We start from the raw sequence: 22,106 nt of genomic DNA, 5'->3' as shown, positions 1-22,106 counted from the left end.
AGCCCTTTCTAAAGCCCCTGATGGGTGTGGGGGCCCGTGTCGGAAAATGCGGGAAACTTGTCAAGCAAGCCGGCCACGATCTTTCCAAACTTCATCCCCAACGACGATTTCACCATCAACACGTCGCCCAGGGCGACCGAGTTGAGCGCGAATTCCGAGAGTTCCTCCGTCGTCTCACGATATTCGACATGAACACTTTCCGGCAGCTCATCCCTCAAAGCCGCCATCTCCGGACCCGCCAGCCAGACATGCTCGATGCCGGCCGCCAGAAGCGGTCCTGCAAGGTTCGCATGCACTTGCTGGGCATAATCCCCCATTTCCAACATGTCGCCGAGAACGGCGATCCGCCTACCCGTCCGGCCGCCGACGCCCGAATTCGGCGAGGTCGTCGCAAGCAGCCCGATGGCCGCGCGCATGGATGCGGGATTGGCATTGTAACTTTCGTCGATCAGCGTGAAGTAGCCGTTGCCGATCGCCCGCTTGTGACGCTGCCCACGGCCCTTTTCCGGCTGCAGATCGGCCAGCGCCGCGACGGCCTTGTCGAGATCCGCCTCGACCAGCATGACCGCACCGAGCACGGCAAGCGCGTTTTCGGCGATGTGACGCCCGGGCGCACCGATCGCCACTTCCAGCGTCTCGCCACCGATGGTCAGCCATAGGGTCGAATTCTCTTCCGACGCATTGAATTCGGCTAGGCGCACATCGGCCTTGGCATGCTGACCGAAGCTATGGATATGCTCGATGCCGGCCGCCGTTGCAGCACGCTCCAGCATCTCGAACTGGTCATTGTCGTGATTGAGGATGGCATGGCCGCCTGGCACGACACCCTCGAAAATCTCAGCCTTGGCTGCGGCAATCTCGCCGATACTATTGAAGTTGCCGAGATGCGCCGGCGCAATGGTCGTGATGATGGCGACGTCCGGCTGCACCATCTTGACCAGCGGCCTGATCTCTCCCGAATGGTTCATGCCGACTTCGAAAACGCCGAAATCCGTATCCTGAGGCATGCGGGCAAGCGTTAGCGGCACACCCCAATGATTGTTGAAGGAAGCGACGGAAGCATGCACCTTGCCTGAAGGCGACAGCGCCCGGCGCAGCATCTCCTTGGTGGTCGTCTTGCCGACCGAACCAGTCACGGCGATGATCTTGCCTTGCGTACGCCGGCGCGCGGCAACACCCAATCGCGCCAGCGCGGCCAAGACGTCATCCACCACCACCTTCGGCACGGTCAGGCTGCCCATTGCCGGCAGACGCGCCTCGCTGATCACGATAAAGGCGGCACCGTTCGCCATGGCGACATTGGCATAGTCATGACCGTCGACACGATCGCCCTTGATGGCGAAAAAAGCCTCGCCGGGCTGGATGGAACGACTGTCTATGGAAATGCCCGTAATGCCGGCGGGCAGCGTTCCGACGAAGCGGCCCGAGATTGCAGCGATCAGTTCCTCAGTTGTCCATAGCCAATTCAAGACTTCAATTCCTCCAATGCTTTGCGCAGTTCGGCGTGATCGGAGAAAGGCAACGTCACGCCGCCGATTGTCTGGCCTTCCTCATGCCCCTTGCCCGCAACGATCAGCGTATCGCCGGATTTCAGCATGCCGACGCCCTTGCGGATTGCTTCCGCACGGTCACCGACTTCCGTGGCGCAGGTAGCTGCTGCCATGATCTCCGAGCGGATCGTCGCCGGATCCTCCGAACGCGGGTTGTCGTCAGTCACAACAACCACATCGGCGAGACGGCAGGCGATTTCGCCCATGATCGGGCGCTTGCCGCGATCGCGGTCGCCCCCACAGCCGAAGACCACAATGACACGGCCGGTCGTAAATGGCCGGACCGAATTCAGTACGTTTTCCAACGCGTCGGGTTTGTGCGCGTAGTCAACATAGGCGAGCGCACCGTCATGGGTGTGACCGACAAGCTCAAGGCGACCGGATGCGCCGACTAGCTTTTCGAGCGCTGCCATCGCGACAGACACCGCAACTCCCGTCGAAATCGCAAGGCCGGCAGCGACGAGCGTATTGGCAACCTGGAAATCGCCAGCGAGCGGAATGTGAATCTCGAAGATCTCGTCGCCGACGTGAACCTCGGCGATCTGCTTGTGGCGAAAATGCTCGACACGCTTCAGCGTCAGAAAATCGCCCTTGCGTCCCACGGTCCGGACATCGTGACCGGCAGAGCGCGCAGCGGCAATCGCCTGGTCCGACCAGGCATCGTCGGCAAAGATCACCGCCGGCGAACCTTTCGGCAGCAGATCATTGAAGAGCCGCATCTTGGCGGCCATGTAGTCCTCGACCGTAGAATGATAATCCATGTGATCGCGGCCGAGATTCGTGAAGGCCGCGGCGGCGAGCCTGACGCCATCGAGCCGGAACTGATCGAGCCCATGGCTAGATGCTTCCATTGCCGCATGGGTCACGCCTTCGTCGGCGAGTTCTGCAAGCAGTTCGTGCAGCGACGCCGGATCGGGCGTGGTCAAGGAGCCGTAGTCGTTGCGGGTCGGCGATACGACACCCGTGGTGCCGATCATTGCGGCCGGATGACCAGCAAAAGCCCAGATCTGTCGGGCGAAGGACGCGACCGAAGTTTTGCCGGCGGTGCCGGTCACGGCCACCATGACCTGAGGCTGACGACCATAGAAATGAGAAGCAGCGATCGCCAAAAACCGACGTGGCTCGGAAACCTCGAGCAAAGGCACACCGTTTGCGACGACTCCAGGGCCTGTGATAATAACGGAAGCACCGCGCGAAATCGCATCTGCAATAAAGCTCGCGCCGTTGGCTTTCGTACCGGCAACCGCAACGAAGGCCATACCCGGCGACACCTGCCGGCTATCGGCAGAAATCCCGGTTATCTCAAGATCGCCGATTGCTCCGCCGATCTGTGTGTTGACTTCCGGAAATCCATCTCCGGCGATATCCCGCAGCTTCATCGAATATACTTTTCGTTGTTAATCCATCCGCCCTCTCGCGAATCGACCCGTGTATTCTTTCACGCTTAATAAGACGCCAGCAAGGCCGAGTTATCTTTTCCGAAGCTGGGCTGTACTCCGAGAATTGGTGCCGCTCTGGCGATGATATCACGCGCGATCGGCAGCGCTGTGAAGGCCGAGATGGTACCGCCGCCACGCTCACCGCTCTTCGGCTCGTCGATGAAGGTCATGACGATGTATTGCGGATTGTCGATCGGGAATGCAGCAAGGAAGCTGTTGAAGTTCAGCGTGTGCGAATAGCGGCCATTGACGACCTTGTCGGCCGTACCGGTCTTGCTGCCGACATTATAGCCGGGGACGCGCGCATTGCGGCCGGAACCTCTGGTGCCGTTAAACTCCAGCAGGTAGCGAATGTCGTCGCTCGTGCTTTTCTTAACCACCATCTTTGCAATTGCATCGGCCTGATCGCGCGTGCGCGGCAGGAAGGTCGGCTCGATCAGCTTGCCGCCGTTGATGAGCGCCGATGCTGCGACTGCGGTCTGCAATGCCGTGGTCGAGACGCCGTGACCGAAGGAAATGGTGATCGAGTTGATCTTCTTCCAGACGCGAGGCTGTGTCGGCATCTTCACTTCCGGCAACTCGGTGTCCATCTTGTTGAGCAGACCCAGGCGCGTGAGGAACTCCTTGTGCGCATCGATGCCAACGAGGTCGGCGATCTTCGCAGTACCGATGTTCGAGGAATACTGAAAGATTTCCGGAACGGTAAGCACGCGGCGCTGACCATGGAAGTCGTGAATGGTAAAGCCTCCGATCCGGATCGGCGCAGAGGCATCGAAGGCGTCGCGCAGCGAAATCTTGCCGGAATCGAGCGCCATCGCCATGGTAAAGGTCTTGAAGGTCGACCCCATTTCGAACGTACCGTTCGTCATGCGATTGAGCCATCCCTCGCTCGCCCCTTCGCTTGGATAGTTCGGATCGAAATCGGGCGCGGAAGCCATGCCCAGCACTTCGCCAGTGTGGACGTCGAGGATCGCGGCACCCGCGCCCTTCGCCTGGAAATTCTTGACGGCGTTGACGACGGCATCGCGAACGATACCCTGCACGCGCAGATCGATGGAGAGCTTGACCGGCTGCAGCGGCTGATCGTTGGTCATACCGGCGGCGGCAAGATCGGCAAGACCCTGGTCGTCAATATATTTCTCCATGCCTGCAACGCCGCGGTTGTCGATATTGACGTAGCCGAGGATATGCGGCGCGGTCGTGCCGCCCGGATAGAAGCGACGCTTCTCGGGACGGAAGCCGATACCGGGAATGCCGAGCGCCAGGATCTGGCTCTGCTGCTTCGGAGTCAGCTGTCGGCGAAGCCAGGCAAAGTGCGAATTCTTGGAGGATAGCTTTCTGTAGGTGGATTTCGCGTCGAGATCCGGCAGGACCTTGCGCAGTTCCTCAACCGCTTCATCGGCATCGATGATCTTGTTCGGTTCCGCAAAGAGCGAGACGGTGCGAATATCGGTCGCCATCAAAGCACCGTTGCGGTCTACGATATCCGGGCGCGAAGCCATCAGGCGGTCGGGCGGCAGAATGCTGGAGGTGACATCCGGTGGTGTAAGGGCGAATTGGGCGAGCCGCCCGCCGATGACGCAATAGATGGCGATGAAGCTGCCAACCAGCAGCACGACACGGCTCTTGGCTTGGTTGGATTTGCGCTTCCGCGCGCCCTCGAATTTCGAATGGAAGAAGCCGTCGCTCGGACGATTGTTGCCGTCGGTGGAGAAATGCGCCTTGCTCTTCAAGACCATGATGCGAGAAAGGAAAGACATTAGTGCGCCACCGATCCCGTTGCGATGTTATCGATATCCGACTTCTTGCGCTTGGCCACGACCGGCGCCTTGGGCCGAGGCGCCGGCGCGGACGCCACATCGGCAATCGCTTTCCTGATCTGCGCATCAGTCGTGTCGCCGCCCTTCGAAGCGACTGCGGCACCACCCTTGGAACCGGTCGACTTGCCGCCCTTGCCGCTATCCTTGGCGTCCGCCACAACCGGCGGCGGAACCTGTGAACGCAGCATCGGCAGCTCGCTTGGCTGAACGATGGCCGTCGACAGGGTCGGCTGCAGCTGAAGCTCGTTGCTATAATTGTTGACCAAACGCTCGAGCCGGTTCGGCTGCGAGACTAGAGCCCAGTCCGCCTTGAGGAGTTCGATCGTATCTCTCTCAAGCTTGATATCGGCCTCGAGGCGACGAACCTCTTCCAGCTTCAACTCGGCGCGATGCTTGATCGTATAGGTCACGCTGGCCATCGCCGTCATGACACCAATCAGCACGATGTCAAAGGTCTTCAGCATTCTATCCCCCGAGCTTTCCGAGACTGGCGAGACTTGGCAGATCGAAGATCGAAAGATCTGCCTCTTCCGCTGGCGCCAAAGTGCGAACCCCCGCTCGCAGCTTGGCGGAACGCGCGCGTGGATTGGCTTCCGCCTCAGCCTCGCTCGCTGAAATCAGCGACTTGCCGACCGTCTCGAAGGTAGCAAGCCGCTCATGCACAACAGGCATATGACGCGATCCAGTCGCACGGCCGGAGCGATCGGCAAAGAATTTCTTGACGATCCGATCCTCCAGGGAGTGGAAAGTCACGACAACAAGACGCCCGCCCGGCTTCAGTGCGCGTTCGGCAGCAAACAGCGCCTGAGCAAGCTCGCCAAGTTCGTCATTGACGAAAATGCGCAACGCCTGAAAGACGCGCGTAGCCGGATGGATCTTGTCCTTGGCCTTTCGCGGCGTCACAACCTCGATTAGGCCGGCCAGATCGCGAGTGGTCACGAACGGTGCTTCGGCGCGACGCTTCTCGATCGCATGGGCGATACGCGGCGCCTGCTTCTCTTCCCCCAGAAAAACGAAGATGCGAATGAGATCCGCAAGCTTGGCGCGATTGACGACATCGGCCGCCGACACACCGCTTGCCGACATACGCATGTCGAGCGGGCCGTTCTTGCTGAAGGAAAAGCCGCGCTCGGCCTCGTCGATCTGCATGGAGGAAACGCCGATATCGAGAACGACGCCGTCCAGACCACCATCGGGCGCATACTCGGCCAGCTGAGAAAACTGCGATTGGATGAGCTTCAGCCGGCCGGCATGAGCTGCGACGAGAGCCTGCCCCGCTGAGATTGCAGTAGGATCGCGATCGAGCGCGATGACATCTGCACCACCAGCCAGAATGGCCGACGTATAACCGCCAGCCCCGAACGTGCCATCAAGGACGACCTTACCGGGCTCAGGCGCCACCGCTTCGAGCACCTCGGCGAGAAGAACCGGAATGTGACGAACAGGTCCACCACCGGCATCAGAAGAACCTCCGCCTGAATTCGCCACCATTCCGCTTCCCCGTTCTATTCCGAGCGCCTGCCCGCCAGCCTGCGCCCCTCTCGTGCCTGCGCCTGCAAAGCCAGAAAGGCCTCCGGTCGCCACAATTGAAAATGATCCGCCCGACCGACGAAGGTCACCTCGCCCGTAATTCCGGTGAAATCGCGGATAAAACCCGTGACCATCAACCGTCCTTCGGCATCGAGCTTCATAAAGACCCCGCCCCCATGAATCAGGAGCGACATCTGGTTCGCCGCCGGCGAGAAAGGATCCTCCGCCGCAATCTGCCGCTCGAAGCGATCGAGCAGATCGAGACCGCCGACGCTGATCGCCGGAAACACAAAATCCTGGAAGCAGTAAAGCTCCTGGATGTTGCGCTCGGCCAGCATGGAACGAAACGCCGCAGGCACGGAAACCCGCCCTTTGGCATCGATCCGGTTGGTCGCATTTGACAGGAAGCGGTTCATGACGCGAAACACCCGTCCCCCATGACCCACAAGCACTCATGCGCTCGCGGACACAGCCAAAATCGGACACAGCGTCGCAAGCCGAAAGAGCCAACACCCCTTCGACACTCCCGAAGCGGGAGTAATCATGGCTTTGCGATAATTGGGCTCTGATTTGCCCGTTTGCAGTGTTCTTTTGGGATACCATGGGACCATATGGGCGTCAATGGGATGAAGCCGCATCAGGCGCGACGACAGCCTGAATATTCATAAGACGTTAAGTTTAACGAAAGGTTAGGATTGCCTTGAACAGACGTCCCAAAGCGGATTGTTTTCACAGGCGAAAACTTGCATGCGCAACAATCGAAAGCCCCGGAAAACCAGGGCATCTAAAAGCTCTCGAAATAATTTGCAGAGAGCGAAAGGCGCCTCCGTTGAAAGGGCGCGCAGATTTGCCAGTTGGCCTGTAAGCCGGGTTCTGTATGGCTCCGGCCGAGACCGGAACGTGGCAGCCATTCATCTGGGACGGCGCTTGCGCGACGCCTCTTGCAACCCACCCGGATGACCGGCCCGGAAACGGGCTGGAGCGCTTTCGCGTTCCGCGTCATCCCTATTCGGTTTTGCTCCCGGTGGGGTTTTCCGTGCCGTCGCTGTTTCCAGAGACGCGGTGGGCTCTTACCCCACCCTTTCACCCTTACCCGATCCTGAGATCGGGCGGTTTGCTTTCTGTGGCACTTTCCCTGAGGTTGCCCTCGCCGGACGTTATCCGGCACCGTGTTTCCGTGGAGCCCGGACTTTCCTCACCTCATCGCCTTTCGGCATTGATGAAGCGCGGCTGCCCGGCCAACTGGCATTGGCTCATTAACCGAGACCGCCCGCAAATGCCACCTAAATATATGGCTTTGCCCAAGCAGGATGTCAGTTACGGAAATGCGCAGAGAAATCTGTGGCGTAGCCCTCGTCCTTGATTCGACCAGCGAGCAGCAGCTCCGCTCCGAGTCGGCCGATCTCATCGGAACTCTTTGCGGAGGTACCATTGCAGCCAACCAGGACCGCGACACGCGAGGAAGACGTATAGCCGATCATCGGATAGCTTGACGGAGAATAGGAGACTGCGCAGGAATTGGTGAAAGACGGCGGTCGCTTCACACCGGGAACGAGCTCGTGGAATATCCGCACCAGATGTTCGCGTGCCTTGTCGCGGCCCGGTGTACGAAACCAGGCACGCAGCTCCGCTTCGCTCTCAAATTGCAGATCATCGGGATCGCCGCCGATCTTGATGTAATATTTGCCGTCGGGATAGCGGATCGGCGGCAGCATATAGATGCTGTCCACATCGTCCGGCTTCACGGAAATCAATGACGGCATACCGGACAGGGCCTCGGCTTCCGCCTCGCTCACCTCGAAGAAAGTGACCGTGCGGCCATAAACCTTCATCTCAACAGGTTTCTGCAAGAGATTCTCCGCAATAGAGAAACCGCCGGTGGCAAGCAGCACCTTTTCGGCGCTGAACGTCTCGCCCTCCACGGTCGTGACGACGGCACGACCGGCCTCGTCACGGATCGACAGAGCAGTCTGCTTGATCACCCGCGCGCCTGCTTTTTCAGCAAGCAGGGACTGCGCCTTCACCAGCCGCCTCGGGCTGATATGACCGGCACCGCGAGGCTCGTAGACCCCTTCGCTTCCCGATAAGAATGAGAAGAACGGAAACTTCGCCTTAAGCCCGGCATCATCGAGAAGATCTGTCTCAACGCCCAATCGCTGCGCAGCATTCACGACGTCGCCGACATAGTCGTTCTCCCCGCCTCGCTTCGGACCGGTGACGAGGCAGCCGACGGGCGCAAAGAACTGAATGCCGCTATCCCGTTCGATTTCCGCATAGCGGCTGATCGAACGGTTTGCGAGGCGCGCCCAATCCGTGTTCGGATCGATCGTACGGGTGATGCGGCCTTCATCGTAATGGCTGCCGAAGACGCCTTGATGGCTGGCGCGATCTTTCGGCTCATCCGGCCCGATGACCGCAATGCCATCCGTCTGCCTGGCGAGATGGCGGGCAGCGGCGGCCCCCATCATTCCGCGACCGACGACGATGAACCTGAAATCCGCTGCCATGCTGTGACCCTCGCTATTCGAAGGCTTTCGATAGCATGGAACGCGATTCCGCCCTACCTGTTATCTAGGATCGAACAAGGTCAATCTAGAAGCGCAAGCACCTTGCCGCAGTAGCGCTTGGAAACCGGGTTCATGCGCGTGGCGCCGTGACCGGCATTGTATTTGAGGATGGTATTGCAGGTCGGACCGCCGCCCAGATTCTGCGCCATGGCGAGATATTTCATGCCGAACTTGATGTTCGTCTCGGGATCGTAAAGCCCCTTTGCGCGGCCGTTATATCCCATCATGCGTGCCGTCGCGGGCTTGATCTGCATCAGGCCGATTTCACCAGCGCTGCCCCGCGTCTTCGGATTGAAATTGCTTTCGATCTGGATGACGGCGGTCGCCAGCTCGACTGCAACGCCATTCTGCTTGGCATACTTGGCGATGAGAGCGGAATAGCCATTTTGCCGGACAAAGGCGTTTTCGGCGCGGCGTATATCGGCGGGAACGTTAGGCGCCGGAAAACCGGTGGTACGGCTGACAGTCTTGAGAGGAACCGTGCGCTGCACGGCATCTCGCTCGCCCGCAAAGGCACTATTATACCCTGCCAGCAGCACGCCCACGCACGCTGCAGCCGCAACAATCAAATTTCTCATGTAGTCTTTTGTCTCCAGGGGCGGGACCGCCGGCGGCACAAGCCGTCACGTCCGGCTGGAGGCAAAAAGAGCCGCCGGAATGCACAGTCCCCATTAGTCGTCTACGGTCGCGCGACACACAAACACAGACGGCGCGACCGCCGTTCAGCGAGCGCCGTTAGATCAATGCAATGCGGAAATAATAGGGAAAAGCTGTGGCGCAGCAGGGAGTTACGTCTTTTACGGATTATAGCCGGCTATAGAAATTGCCGGCGGCGGTGCCTTGCCTACGAAAATCGGGGCAATCCGGACAGAAGCCGGTGAAGCGTATCGATCGTGGAAAAATCGGCAATGCCATCGACGCACTCGGGGCGGAAATGCCGCTGGAACGCCTCGACATCGCCCTTCAGTTTCTCGGAGAATTCGCCTGTAATTTCAGTTCCGTAACCGTAGAGCGAGAGCATGGATTGCAGCGCCTCGATCGGCTGCCCCACATCGCCCTTCTGGAAAAAGCGGCCGCCGGTAATTGCAGCCGGCTCAACCCAGTGCCCGACACCCGCGGCAGCAAGCCGCGCCCAGGGGAATCTCTCGCCCGGATCGACCTTGCGCACAGGGGCAACATCGGAGTGCCCAAGCACTCTTTCAGGCGCGATTGCCCAGCGTTGGCCGCAATCACGACACAGTTCGATGACCGCTTCTATCTGCGCATCGGGGAATTCGGGCAGCCCGCCCGGATGGCCGGTATTGGCAATTTCGATGCCGATCGACCGTGAGTTGATGTCGATATCGCCATGCCACGAACTCTTGCCCGCGTGCCATGCTCGCCGCTCTTCCGGAACAAGTTGAACGATCCGTCCGTCCTCAAAAATGAAATAGTGGCTCGAGACCTGGCTCTCCGGGCGACAGAGCCAATCCAAGGCGCCTTCGGCCGTACCCATACCGGTATAGTGCAAGAGAATAACGTCTGGGCGAACACCATCGCGCCGCTCGCCGTGATTCGGTGACGGCCGTACCTCGGCGCGAGCGAAATCAGCCTTGAATGCAATCATGCTGCGCGGCGTTCTTTCTCGATCTCGGCGTAAGCCGCATTCAGTGCCGCCATGCGCTCGTTGGCAATGGCATGAAACTCCTCCGGCACACCGCGCGATACGAGGCGATCCGGATGGTTCTCATAGACGAGCCCATGATAACGGCGGCGAATCGTCGGGAAGTCGTCCTGGCGCGACACGCCAAGCACCTTGTACGGGTCCCGGCCGCCGCTCACATGCCGTGCCATGATCTGCTCGAAGCGCTCTTCGCTCATATGGAAGATCTGCGCGACGTGCTGCAGGAAGTCCATTTCCTTCTCGTGAATAAGACCGTCGGCCTTGGCGATGTGGAACAACCCGTCGAGCACGTCCTCCAGCACCGGGCAATTCTCGGTGCAGGTTTCGCAAAGCGTCGACAAGCGCTCGGCATAGGCTTCGTAGCCCGCTACGTCCTGCCGCGCCAGATTATAAAGACGGGCGACATTCTTGGCTTGATCCGGAGGGAATTCGAAGATCTCGCGAAACGCGTTGACCTCGTTCTCGGTCACGATCCCGTCCGCTTTCGCCATCTTGGCCGAAAGCGCAATGATTGCTACGGAAAAGGCCACTTTGCGACGCGTTTCTGGATCGCCCTCGAAAACGGTGCGAATGGCCTCGACCACCGCCGACAGGGCATTGCCAGCGGTGCTACCAATAGCATTCAGCAATTTTTCCCAAAACGACATCACGGTTCCGCAGGCCTCATAAACTATGGAACACCTTGACCAAATAATGCCCGGCTTTGCAAGCAGTCCATTCGTCGCACGCCTGAAAACACTTTTCACAATTTGGTAATGATGACGTGTTTCCAGCCTACGCCTTTCGCGGCATGCGGCCTTGTCCAGATCGCGCTCCAGCCAGAAAACAAACGCTGGTTTCTTAAATTCTTTACTTTACAGCCCTGCGCGCCTGTCGCATCCATTCCCACGGCAATCATGAAATAAAGCAGCCTGTCTGCAAGGAGGATCCCCATGGCCAAACAGAAAGTCGCAATGCTCACCGCCGGCGGATTGGCGCCCTGCCTTTCTTCTGCGGTTGGGGGTCTGATCCAACGCTATACGGACGTAGCGCCGGAAATTGACATCATCGCCTATCGTTCTGGTTACCAGGGAGTTCTGCTGGCGGACAGCATCGCGGTGACGCCGGCGATGCGCGAACGCGCCCACCTTCTGCACCGCTATGGCGGCTCACCGATCGGCAACAGCCGCGTGAAGCTGACCAACGCCGCCGACTGCGTGAAGCGCGGCCTCGTCAAGGAAGGCGAAAATCCGCTGCGTGTCGCAGCCGAGCGCCTCGCTGCCGACGGTGTCACCATTCTCCATACGATCGGCGGCGATGATACCAACACGACGGCAGCCGATCTTGCGGCCTACCTCGGGGCCAATGGCTACGACCTGACGGTCGTCGGTCTGCCAAAGACCGTCGACAACGACGTCGTGCCGATCCGCCAGTCGCTCGGCGCCTGGACGGCGGCGGAAGTCGGCGCCGATTTCTTCGACAATGTCAGCAACGAACAGACTGCCGCCCCGCGCACGCTTGTCATTCATGAAGTCATGGGACGTCACTGTGGCTGGCTGACGGCTGCCACTGCCCGCGCCTACATTCAAAAGACCAGCGCCAATGAATATGTCGAAGGCTTCATGATGAATGCCGGACTGAAGAACATCGATGGCCTCTACCTGCCCGAAATGGCGTTCAATATTGAAGCCGAGGGCGAACGGCTGCGGACGATCATGGAGAAGACCGGCCAGGTGACGCTGTTCGTATCGGAAGGCGCCGCACTCGACGCCATCGTCGCCGAGCGCGAAGCCGCTGGCGAAACCATCAAGCGCGACGCCTTCGGCCACGTGAAAATCGACACCATCAATGTTGGCGGCTGGTTCCAGAAGCAATTCGCCTCGATCATCGGCGCCGAGCGCTCCATGGTACAGAAGTCCGGCTATTTCGCCCGCTCGGCTCCGGCAAACGGCGATGATCTCCGCCTGATCCAGGGCATGGTCGATCTCGCTGTCGAAAACGCCCTTAACAAGGTATCCGGCGTCACCGGCCACGACGAAGGCCAGGGCGGCAAACTGCGCGTCATCGAATTCCCGCGCATCAAGGGCGGCAAGGCATTCGATATGGCAGCACCCTGGTTCGCCGAGGTGATGAACCATATCGGACAGAAATACGTGGAAGCCTGATCGTTCTGCAATCAACCGGCTGGATCGATGATCAAGCCGGTTGATTCATAATCAGGCGGATTGACGGATCGTTAATCCGATGTCTTTGCTGACAGCGAAAAAGGAATAGAGGAGGATTCCATGTCCATCGAAACCTGGCTCGCTTTCGCCGCCGCGTCCTGTATCATGCTGGCCATCCCGGGGCCGACCATTCTCTTGGTCATCTCCTATGCCCTTGGTCACGGCCGCAAAACGGCGCTGGCGACCGTAACCGGTGTGACCCTCGGCGACTTCACAGCGATGACCGCCTCCCTGGCTGGCCTGGGCGCCCTCCTCGCCGCTTCGGCGAGCCTGTTCACGATTCTCAAGCTGATCGGTGCAGCCTATCTCGTCTTCCTCGGAATCAAGCTCTGGCGAGCCCCGATCGTGACCGGTCCGATGGGTGATAATGACAATCTTCCCGAGGAAAAACCGTTAAAGATTATGTTACACGCCTATGTTGTAACGGCGCTCAATCCAAAGAGCATCGTTTTCTTCATCGCCTTCGTGCCTCAGTTCCTCGACATGTCGAAGCCATTTCTTGAGCAAACGCTTATTTTGGAGGCAACTTTCCTCACTTTAGCGGCTTTGAATTCGCTGATCTACGTCTTCGTCGCCGACATGGCGCGCGGTTTCATCCGCAAGGCAAGCGTGCAACGCGCCGTTAACCGAACGGGCGGAACCCTGTTGATTGCGGCCGGCGCAGTGACCGCCGGATATCGCCGGATGGCCGCTTAACGCCGTCTAGGGTTGCGGCGCGATCACGGATAGGTTAATGGGGATTCATAATTTTATCGATCCTGTGACCGAATTGTGAGGTCCTGTGACCGAATTGCATCGCAAATTAGGTTTGGTTTTTTCGAAAGTGACAGAATGGTAACGATCGGATTTCCCAGCCTGAAGCGCAGCGTTGCCTTATCGGCAATGATGTGCGGCGCTCTCGCCGGGTGTGCTAGCACTCAGCAGCAGGCGTCTCAGGCAGAACTCCCGTCGGCACACACCAACGTGCCGCATCCGAATACGACCTTGATCGCCAATGGAGCCGCTGCGCCCGTTGGCGGTGTCGCAATGGCCGCAGCGGCTCCGGATTTCATCGGCCCGCGCCAGCCGCAGCAAGTTGCAATGGTAAAGTCCGGACGCGTGGCGCCCGGTGCCGTCAACCAGCAGCAGATCGATGCCGCGCAGTCCCGCTTCGGCCAGCCAACGGTGGCTGGGGCAAACGGCGCCAACCAGGGAACCGTCGCTATTGCGGCTGCAACGGGTGCCCCTGCCGCGAATACTACGACGGCAGCTGCCTATGCGTCCTCGGATGTGCCGCTCGTTCCTTCCGTAGTCGCAATTCCGATGCCCAATCCGGCTCGCCCCGGCGATGCTGCGCTGATGCCGGCTTCCGGTCCGCTTGCGCAGGCAGAGCCGACCATTCCGATGACCTCGGATATGGCCGCCATCCAGGTTGCCGTCCCGACCCCCCGTCCCGATCCTTCGGCACAGGCGGAAGTCGCTTTCGCAACGCCGGCGCAGGTCGGCTTGGGACGCTATGTTGATAATCGCGCCCACTATGATTTCAATTTCGACAGCAGCGGCCCGACGGTTGTTCCTGCCGTCCTGACCACCCAGAATTATGACTCTGACGTGCCGTCCGCGGAAAAGAGCTATGTTTCGAAGCTCATCCAGAAGTACGCCAAGCTCTATGAAATACCGGAGTCGCTAATCCATCGCGTCGTTCATCGCGAGAGCCGCTACAATCCGAAGGCCTATAACAGGGCTGGGTATTTCGGCCTGATGCAGATCAAGTACAACACGGCCAAGTCGATGGGTTACGAAGGTCCGGCGTCTGGCTTGCTCGATGCCGAAACCAACATCAAATATGCCGCAAAATATCTGCGCGGCGCGTGGATGACGGCTGATAGCAAGGCACAGAACAAAGAAGCCAACGCTGTCCAGCTCTATGCTCGCGGCTACTACTACGATGCCAAGCGCAAGGGCCTGACGGACGTCGCCAACGGCAATTACTAAGTTAATGTGAGATTTTGAAAGCCGGCCTAGTTTGTGGCCGGCTTTATCACATCCATGATCCGCTTCAGCAGGATCTGCGGCCGATAATCGGCCCAGGAGGGCGTCAGCCCCATGCGCACCACCACCAGATTGGCAGAGGGAACGATGGCAACCGACTGGCCATCGTGACCACTCATCCAGAATGTATCCGTTGGCAGGCCGAATTGCGCGTTTGAGCCGCCGGGACCGGCAACCCATGCCTGAACCTGCGAGTAAACGCCTTCTGACGCCTTCGTCGGCGTCCGCATGGCGCCCACGAAGCCTTCCGGCAAAAGCCGGTTCCCCTTCCAGACGCCATCTTGAAGCAGGAACTGGCCGAAGCGCGCCCAATCGCGGGCATTGGCGTAGAGGTAGGAGCTGCCGACATAGGTTCCACGCTCATCGGCCTCGAAAACCGCGCTATACATGCCGAGCGGCGCGAAAAGCGCCTCGCGCGGATAGGAAATCGCAGCGCTCAAGTTCGGAAGCTTGTTCATCCAGAGCCGGGAAAGAAGCACGGCGGTGCCGCTGGAATAGCTGAACCGCTCTCCGGGTGCGGCCGCCTGACGCGAATTGGCGGCAATGCTCGTCGTATCCGGATCGAGGTAGAGCATACGGGTCACGTCCGAAACGTTGCCATAGGACTCGTTGAAGGCAAGCCCGCTCTCCATCGCAAGCAGATCGCTAAGCCTGATATCCTTGCGCGCATCGTCACTCCATAACGGCAGCAGATGCTGGTCATCGAAAGACATGCGGCCCGCCAGCATGAGGCGGCCGATGATGGCGGCATTGACTGTTTTCGTCATGGACCAGCCGATCAGCGGCGTTGCCTTGCTGAAACCCTCGCCATAGCTCTCCGCGACGATCCGCCCATCCTTGACCACGACGATGGCGCGCATGGCGGGGCCGGCCAAATCCGGGTTCGCGACGATGCTGGCGAGCTTGGCATCCTGTTCGCCCTGGCCGAGATTGACGCCATCTCCATCCGGCCATAGCGCGTCGTTCTTCGGTGCCTTGACCTTGTTGAGGAAAACCGCACTGCGCGCCGCCTGCAGATCGCCGTCGGGCACCGTTGTACAGCCGAGCGCGCCGCGATAGAGCGCATAGTTCGGAGCAAACATTCCGAGGAAACGCGCTCTGACCACGCCATCGTCCCGATCGACGGAAACCCGGATGAGCTTCAGCGCCGGATTTCCCGGAGCCTGCACGTCGTCGGCCAAAACCTGATCCGGATCCCGCTTGGCGACAAATGTGTTGGAGCACACGATCTTGGCGGCGTAGCCATCCCCGACCTTCAGCAGCTCCGGCGGAGAAACGGAAAGCCACACAGCTCCGCCTGCGACAATGATCAGCAGCAGCATGAAAACTGCCCCGATCACTCTCGAAATCAAACGCATATCACATACCCTCCAAAGGTAGGCGGAGACAATCAGGAAACACAGCAAGATGAAAGAGGTATCGTCGCCGGTTGCCCCTCAAATAGCGGCAAGGGCGCAATTCCACCAGATGTACCAACAGTCCACGTCATCAGACTGTAGCATTGCCGGGTTACACGCCCAGAACCTTTAAAAATCGGTAATAAGACTCAGATGACGGAAATCGCCCCGGATGCCGGCCTCCAGAAGAACCGGAAACTCAAGGACGCTCTGCTACAGCATAAGGCACTCTCCAAAGCCGGCCTCTCAGAGCGGCTGTTCGGGATGCTGTTCTCCGGCCTCGTCTATCCGCAGATCTGGGAGGATCCGGATGTAGACATGCAGGCGATGGAGCTCCAGCCGCATCACCGCATCGTCACCATCGGCTCCGGCGGCTGCAATATGCTCGCCTATCTCTCGCAGAACCCTGCATCGATCGATGTCGTCGATCTCAACCGTCATCACATCGCACTCAACAAGCTGAAGCTCGCCGCTTTCCGGCTGCTGCCGGACCACGCTGATCTGGTGCGTTTCTTCGCGACGCCGCACGTTGCCGCAAATAGCCAGGCTTACGACCAGTTCATCGCTCCGCGGCTGGATCCGGCAACGGCCTCCTATTGGGATGGCCGCGACCTCTACGGCCGCCGACGCGTGACGGTCTTCAACCGCAACATCTACAAGACCGGCCTGCTCGGTCGCTTCATCGGTGCAGCCCATGTGCTTGCACGCCTGCACGGCGTCCGGCTTGCAAAAATGACCGATGCGCGCACGCTTCGCGAACAGCGCCAGTTCTTCGAAAACGAAATCGCTCCGATCTTCGATCGGCCGGCGGTTCGCTGGCTGCTCGGTCGCAAGAGCTCGCTCTTCGGCCTAGGCATCCCGCCGCAGCAGTATGACGAACTCGCAAGCCTTGCCGGCGACGATTCCATCTCGGCCGTGCTGAAGCACCGCCTGGAAAAGCTCGCCTGTCACTTTCCGATGCGGGAGAACTATTTCGCCTGGCAGGCCTTCGCGCGCCGCTACGCCGGTCAACATCAGGGTCCCCTACCGACATATTTGAGGCCGGAGCACTATGCTGCGATCCGCGCCAATGCCGACCGCGTCGACGTGCACCACGCCAATTTCACAGAGTTGTTGGCGTCCAAGCCCGCTGCCTCGCGTGATCGCTACATTCTTCTTGACGCTCAGGACTGGATGACCGACGAGCAGCTCAACAGCCTCTGGGCGGAAATTACCCGCACCGCACGCGAAGGCGCCCGCGTGATCTTCCGCACGGCCGCGGAAAAGAGCATCATCGAAGGCCGGCTGTCACCGGCCATCCGCGACCAGTGGGTCTATTTCGAAGAACGCTCGCAAGAGCTCAATGCGCTCGATCGTTCTGCCATCTACGGCGGCTTCCACATCTACGGGAAAAAAGCGTGAGCCAGGCTGATACCGGTATAGAGAACAGCGCCAACAACCATGCCAGGCTGATGGACGGCATGTACCGCTATCAGCGTCACATCTACGATCTGACGCGGAAATACTACCTCTTCGGACGTGATCGAACGATCGCGCATCTCAACGTGCCGGTCGGCGGCTCTCTGCTCGAAGTCGGTTGCGGCACCGGCCGCAACATGCTGCTCGCCTACAGAACGTTCCCGTCGTCGAAGCTGTATGGCCTCGACATCTCGCAGGAGATGCTGATTTCGGCCCGGAGCAATTTTCGCGGCCTGAAACAGATGCCGGATTTCCGCGTTGCCGACGCCACGGCATTCTCCCCTTCCGACTTTCATGTCGATGGCTTCGACCGCGTGATGGTTTCCTACGCCCTGTCGATGATCCCAGACTGGAAGAACGCGATCGACGCATCGCTGGCCGCCGTCGCCCCCGGCGGCGAGCTCCATATCGTCGATTTCGGCCAGCAGGAGGGCTTACCGGGCTGGTTCCAGGCTCTTCTCAAAGGGTGGCTGAAGAAATTTCACGTCACGCCGCGCGCCGATCTCCTCACAGTGCTGGAAGAGAAGGCGCAAGCTCGCGGCATGTCGGCCAAGACCGAGAAGATCGGGAGAGGCTACGCCTGGCGAGCCGTCATCACCAAGCAAGGCGCTTGAGCTCAAACCAATTTCAGCGCGAAACCAGTGTCGAAGAGGCTTCAAGCATACGAATTTGCTTGAAGATAACGCATTTTTTACGTTGATATGGTGAACGAAGCGGCACGATCGGCTGTCTGCAGCGCGGTCTACCACTCTTTCGGATACGGGAACCCTCAAGCGGAGACCCGGTCTCAAGGCAATTAGATCACTCGGTTATTGACGGGATAAACATGCGCAGGCTTCTGTTGTGCCTATTGCCGCTCGCCTTTCTAGTGAACGGCTGCACGACAGGCTACGATGCCTTCTCAGACGTATCCCCCGCCAAGACCCGGTTCAGCGATACGAAACCACAAGATTTCGGCAGCGATCATCCGCAGCGACACGCCATCCATGGCATCGACATTTCGAAATGGCAGGGCGACATCGACTGGCGAGCCGTCAAGGCTTCCGGGGTTGCTTTCGTCTTCATCAAGGCAACGGAAGGCAAGGATCGGATCGATCCGCGCTTCACCGAATACTGGAACGAGGCCAGCACCGCGGGGCTTCTACACGCGCCTTATCACTTCTTCTATTTCTGCTCGACCGCCGACGAACAGGCCGATTGGTTCATCCGCAACGTGCCGAAGGATGCCATGGCGCTTCCCCCCGTTGTCGATGTCGAATGGAACCCCGGCTCGCCAACTTGCCGGACAAGGCCGGCCCCTGAGGTCGTGCGGACGGAAATAAAGCGTTTCATGGATCGCCTGCAGGCCTATTACGGCAAACGGCCGATCATCTACACCTCGGTCGATTTCCACCGGCAGAACCTTGTCGGCTACTTCAAGGACTATCACTTCTGGGTGCGCTCGGTCGCAAAGCACCCCAAAGAGATCTATGCGGACCGCACATGGGCCTTTTGGCAGTATACGTCCACGGGCCTCGTCCCCGGCATCAAAGGGCCGACGGATATCAATGTCTTTGCCGGTTCCGAGCAAAATTGGCACAACTGGGTGGCGGCAGTACAGAAGCAAGGAAATTCTTGAGACTGAGCCCACTTCTCTCTTGCTTATGTCACAATCTTCTGTGAAAGCGACCCTATTCTATCACTAGAGAGGATCGTTCATGGACCGTCACACCCTTCGACGCAGCACGCTCGGGTTGATCTTCGCTTCAGCCATGGCCGGCTCTGCAATCGCTCAGAGCGCGGCTCCTGCAGCAGTACCGCCCGCAAGCAGCGCCGCCAATCCGAAGCCAGCCTGTGGCGGCGATCTGGCAGCCTTTCTGGCCGGTGTGAAAGCCGAAGCAATTGCCGACGGTGCAGACGCCGCATCCGCCGACAAGACGCTGGCCGGCGCGCAGATCGACCAAAAAGTTCTCGCCATGGACCGAAGCCAGGGCGTATTCCGTCAGACCTTCCTAGAATTCTCGCAGCGCACCGTCAGCCAGGGCCGCCTCGATATCGGCCGGCAGAAGATGAAGCAATATGCCGACGTCTTCGCCAAGGCTGAAAAGGACTATGGCGTTCCTGCCGGCGTGATCACAGCCTTCTGGGCGATGGAAACCGACTTCGGCGCCGTTCAGGGTAACTTCAATACCCGCAACGCCCTGGTCACCCTCGCTCACGATTGCCGCCGGCCGGAATTCTTCCGCCCGCGCCTGATCGCGCTCATCGAGCTGGTGCAGCGTGGCGACGTCGATCCCACGACGACGACAGGCGCATGGGCCGGTGAAATCGGCCAGACACAGATGCTGCCGCCCGACATCATTGCCTACGGCACGGATGGCGATGGCGACGGCCACGTTAATTTGAAGACCAGCGCGCCCGACGTGATCCTGACCACGGCGCGTTTCCTCCAGCATCTCGGCTTCATTCGCGATCAACCCTGGCTGCAGGAAGTCGCCGTACCGGATAATCTCCCCTGGGAAAAATCCGGCATTGGCGGCACGCTGACGGCTGGTGATTGGTTCAAGCTTGGCGTCAAGCCGCGTGACGGCGATACCAAATTCGCGTCTCTGCCGGCTGCGCTCATACTGCCGCAAGGCCGCAAGGGACCGGCTTTCCTGACCTATCCGAACTACAATACCTATCTCGGATGGAACCAGTCGTTCATCTACACGACCTCGGCCGCCTATTTCGCCACGCGCTTCGCTGGCGCTCCTCCCTATAACAAGGGCGCGCCTGAGGTTGGCCTGAACGATGTCGACATGAAGGCGCTACAGACGAAGCTCGTTGCGCGCGGCTACGATGTCGGCAAGATCGACGGTATCCTGGGTTCGGGCACGCGTGTCGCTATCCAGAAGGAGCAGTTCCGCCTCGGCATGCCCGCAGACGGCTGGGCGACATCCGCTTTGCTCAACGCACTCTAAGATCCTTCAAAGATCTATCGAAAAGGCGGCCAAGGAGCCGCCTTTTTGTTTGCCAGGACGTTGCCGATCGTTCGCTTATACCCATTCTGTCCCGTAGCGCAGGAAACGGGTGGAGGTAGCGCCTACTCTCGGGCTACATAAGCAGGAACCGGAGGAGACGCGATGAGCAGAGACAATCGAATGAGTGCCTTGACCTGGAGCCTGCTGCTATTGCTCGGACTCATATGGGGCGGATCTTTTTTCTTCGCGCGGATTGCCGTTCACTACGTCCCGCCCTTCACGCTTGTTCTTCTGCGATTGTCAATGGCAGCCCTCGCCTTGCACCTGTATCTCGCCGGTCGCTTCGGGGTCTATGAGGCGCTGCGGCGTCATTGGTGGCAATTCCTGCTGCTCGGCCTGATCAACAATGCCGTGCCCCACACACTGCTCTTTGTCGGCCAAACCCAGATGGGCGCCGGGCTTGCGTCGATCCTCAACGCCACGACACCGATCTGGACGGTTCTGATCGGCAATCAGCTGACGACCGACGAGCGCCTGACAACGGCCAAACTCGCCGGCTGCCTTACCGGGCTTGCCGGCACGGTCGTACTACTTGCCCCGAGCGTGACCACCAGCGCCTCGGTGCCGTTATGGGCGGTCACGCTGCCAATCCTCGCGGCCATCTCCTACGGCTTTGCGGCAATCTATGCGAAGCGCTTCAAGGGCATCGCGCCACCCGTCATCGCCGTTGGTCAATTGACCGGCTCCTCGCTCATCATGCTGCCGATTGCCTTGAGCACGGATCAGCCTTGGCACCTCGCAATGCCACCGCTAACGGCAATTGCAGCTATCCTGGGTCTGGCCCTGCTGTCGACGGCCTTCGCCTATATCCTTTTCTTCCGCATCATGGCGCTTGCCGGCGCCACCAACACCTCCCTCGTCACGCTGCTGGTGCCGCCCTTCGCCATATTGCTGGGCTTTCTCTTCCTCGACGAGCGGCTCGGCTTCAGTGAAGTCGCAGGCATGGCGCTCATCGCCGCCGGACTGCTCATTCTCGATGGCAGGGTTTACGCCTGGCTCAGAGGTGCGCGCCCGGGCCTGACGTGAGCTGAATAACGATCCCCCGGGCGGTATTCTCCACCCGAGGCAGGCTGCTTGGTAACATTTATTCACAATCCGTTAGCGAGGCAGCCGCGATATATTTTCAAATAAGATCAACATGTTGCTTCCAGGCCATGAATCGCCATGGCAATCTCGTGCCGCATCGCAGCAACGAATTTCCTTTCCAAAGGACACATTTTGGACATAAAACTTACTGGCTGACTGAGGAGGAAGACATGGGATTGACGCGATCCATCAACGTCCTAGTGGTCGGTGCAGCCTTTGCCTTTGTCGTAACGATGCTCTTCATCTGACGACTTGGGTAAGCCTGCAAACGATCGAACTCCGAAAGCTAACAAAACACCTATTCCATTAGAAAAGCGCATGTCCGGGGTGTACATGCGCTTTTTCATGAACGGATATTA

19 protein-coding genes and 1 other RNA gene are annotated in these 22,106 nt (G+C 59.3%); 8 read left to right on the top strand and 12 right to left on the bottom strand.

What is annotated here, in order from left to right; translation table 11 throughout:
- Window positions 1–8: 8 nt before the first annotated feature.
- From QD461_RS07930 to QD461_RS07880, 11 genes are all read right to left on the bottom strand, one after another.
- Window positions 9–1,469: a UDP-N-acetylmuramoylalanyl-D-glutamyl-2,6-diaminopimelate--D-alanyl-D-alanine ligase gene (locus QD461_RS07930; protein WP_414087236.1), complete on the bottom strand. Its 1,461-nt coding sequence runs from the start codon at window positions 1,467–1,469 to the stop codon at window positions 9–11.
- A complete protein-coding gene (locus QD461_RS07925; RefSeq protein ID WP_414087235.1) occupies window positions 1,466–2,929 on the bottom strand; it encodes a UDP-N-acetylmuramoyl-L-alanyl-D-glutamate--2,6-diaminopimelate ligase in 1,464 nt (487 codons plus the stop codon). Before QD461_RS07925 ends, QD461_RS07930 begins: the two co-directional genes overlap by 4 nt.
- Window positions 2,930–2,994: 65 nt before the next feature.
- Window positions 2,995–4,749, bottom strand: a complete 1,755-nt coding sequence (locus QD461_RS07920; RefSeq protein ID WP_184703789.1) for a peptidoglycan D,D-transpeptidase FtsI family protein — start codon at window positions 4,747–4,749, stop codon at window positions 2,995–2,997.
- Window positions 4,749–5,273, bottom strand: a complete 525-nt coding sequence (locus QD461_RS07915) for a hypothetical protein (protein WP_184703788.1) — start codon at window positions 5,271–5,273, stop codon at window positions 4,749–4,751. The genes QD461_RS07920 and QD461_RS07915 overlap by 1 nt, the downstream gene beginning before the upstream one ends.
- A 1-nt stretch (window position 5,274) precedes the next feature.
- The gene (gene rsmH / locus QD461_RS07910) at window positions 5,275–6,300 is read right to left on the bottom strand and encodes a 16S rRNA (cytosine(1402)-N(4))-methyltransferase RsmH (RefSeq protein ID WP_414087234.1); all 1,026 of its coding nucleotides are present in this window, start codon (window positions 6,298–6,300) and stop codon (window positions 5,275–5,277) included.
- A 14-nt stretch (window positions 6,301–6,314) separates the two neighbouring features.
- Window positions 6,315–6,755 (bottom strand): division/cell wall cluster transcriptional repressor MraZ, encoded by a 441-nt coding sequence (mraZ, locus tag QD461_RS07905; protein WP_414087233.1) that lies wholly within the window; start codon window positions 6,753–6,755, stop codon window positions 6,315–6,317.
- A 430-nt stretch (window positions 6,756–7,185) separates the two neighbouring features.
- An RNA gene (rnpB, locus tag QD461_RS07900) (RNase P RNA component class A) lies at window positions 7,186–7,585 on the bottom strand.
- A gap of 67 nt (window positions 7,586–7,652) precedes the next feature.
- Window positions 7,653–8,846: an NAD(P)/FAD-dependent oxidoreductase gene (locus tag QD461_RS07895; RefSeq protein WP_414087232.1), complete on the bottom strand. Its 1,194-nt coding sequence runs from the start codon at window positions 8,844–8,846 to the stop codon at window positions 7,653–7,655.
- 80 nt (window positions 8,847–8,926) lie between these two features.
- Window positions 8,927–9,484 carry a lytic transglycosylase domain-containing protein gene (locus QD461_RS07890; RefSeq protein ID WP_414087231.1) on the bottom strand — a complete coding sequence of 186 codons (558 nt, stop codon included), beginning with the start codon at window positions 9,482–9,484 and terminating at the stop codon, window positions 8,927–8,929.
- A 266-nt stretch (window positions 9,485–9,750) separates the two neighbouring features.
- Window positions 9,751–10,512 carry an N-acetylmuramoyl-L-alanine amidase gene (locus QD461_RS07885; protein ID WP_414087230.1) on the bottom strand — a complete coding sequence of 254 codons (762 nt, stop codon included), beginning with the start codon at window positions 10,510–10,512 and terminating at the stop codon, window positions 9,751–9,753.
- A complete protein-coding gene (locus QD461_RS07880; protein WP_414087229.1) occupies window positions 10,509–11,216 on the bottom strand; it encodes a TerB family tellurite resistance protein in 708 nt (235 codons plus the stop codon). Before QD461_RS07880 ends, QD461_RS07885 begins: the two co-directional genes overlap by 4 nt.
- 285 nt (window positions 11,217–11,501) lie before the next feature.
- Here QD461_RS07880 and QD461_RS07875 point away from each other — a divergent pair, with 285 nt between their 5' ends.
- The 3 genes from QD461_RS07875 to QD461_RS07865 all read left to right on the top strand — a co-directional run bounded on the left by QD461_RS07875 (window position 11,502) and on the right by QD461_RS07865 (window position 14,747).
- Window positions 11,502–12,713, top strand: a complete 1,212-nt coding sequence (locus QD461_RS07875; protein WP_184703781.1) for a pyrophosphate--fructose-6-phosphate 1-phosphotransferase — start codon at window positions 11,502–11,504, stop codon at window positions 12,711–12,713.
- A gap of 120 nt (window positions 12,714–12,833) precedes the next feature.
- On the top strand, window positions 12,834–13,469 hold the full coding sequence (locus QD461_RS07870; protein ID WP_184703780.1) for a LysE family translocator: 636 nt from the start codon (window positions 12,834–12,836) through the stop codon (window positions 13,467–13,469).
- A 135-nt stretch (window positions 13,470–13,604) separates the two neighbouring features.
- Window positions 13,605–14,747: a transglycosylase SLT domain-containing protein gene (locus QD461_RS07865; RefSeq protein ID WP_414087228.1), complete on the top strand. Its 1,143-nt coding sequence runs from the start codon at window positions 13,605–13,607 to the stop codon at window positions 14,745–14,747.
- A gap of 26 nt (window positions 14,748–14,773) precedes the next feature.
- Here the strand turns inward: QD461_RS07865 and QD461_RS07860 are convergent, their stop codons facing one another.
- Window positions 14,774–16,162: a serine hydrolase domain-containing protein gene (locus QD461_RS07860; protein WP_414087227.1), complete on the bottom strand. Its 1,389-nt coding sequence runs from the start codon at window positions 16,160–16,162 to the stop codon at window positions 14,774–14,776.
- Between the two features lie 192 nt (window positions 16,163–16,354).
- Between QD461_RS07860 and QD461_RS07855 the strand changes: the two genes are divergently transcribed.
- From QD461_RS07855 to QD461_RS07835, 5 genes are all read left to right on the top strand, one after another.
- Window positions 16,355–17,602: a DUF3419 family protein gene (locus QD461_RS07855; protein WP_414087226.1), complete on the top strand. Its 1,248-nt coding sequence runs from the start codon at window positions 16,355–16,357 to the stop codon at window positions 17,600–17,602.
- Window positions 17,599–18,273 carry a class I SAM-dependent methyltransferase gene (locus QD461_RS07850; protein WP_414087225.1) on the top strand — a complete coding sequence of 225 codons (675 nt, stop codon included), beginning with the start codon at window positions 17,599–17,601 and terminating at the stop codon, window positions 18,271–18,273. Before QD461_RS07855 ends, QD461_RS07850 begins: the two co-directional genes overlap by 4 nt.
- A gap of 212 nt (window positions 18,274–18,485) precedes the next feature.
- Window positions 18,486–19,277: a GH25 family lysozyme gene (locus QD461_RS07845; protein ID WP_414087224.1), complete on the top strand. Its 792-nt coding sequence runs from the start codon at window positions 18,486–18,488 to the stop codon at window positions 19,275–19,277.
- Between the two features lie 79 nt (window positions 19,278–19,356).
- The gene (locus tag QD461_RS07840; protein WP_414087223.1) at window positions 19,357–20,601 is read left to right on the top strand and encodes a lytic murein transglycosylase; all 1,245 of its coding nucleotides are present in this window, start codon (window positions 19,357–19,359) and stop codon (window positions 20,599–20,601) included.
- A gap of 162 nt (window positions 20,602–20,763) precedes the next feature.
- On the top strand, window positions 20,764–21,687 hold the full coding sequence (locus QD461_RS07835; RefSeq protein WP_414087222.1) for a DMT family transporter: 924 nt from the start codon (window positions 20,764–20,766) through the stop codon (window positions 21,685–21,687).
- Window positions 21,688–22,106 lie beyond the last annotated feature (419 nt).

The sequence above is a fragment of the Rhizobium sp. BR 314 genome (assembly GCF_047445805.1).
Taxonomy (GTDB): Bacteria; Pseudomonadota; Alphaproteobacteria; order Rhizobiales; family Rhizobiaceae; genus Rhizobium; species Rhizobium lusitanum_B.
This window is presented reverse-complemented; position numbering and strand designations above follow the sequence as displayed.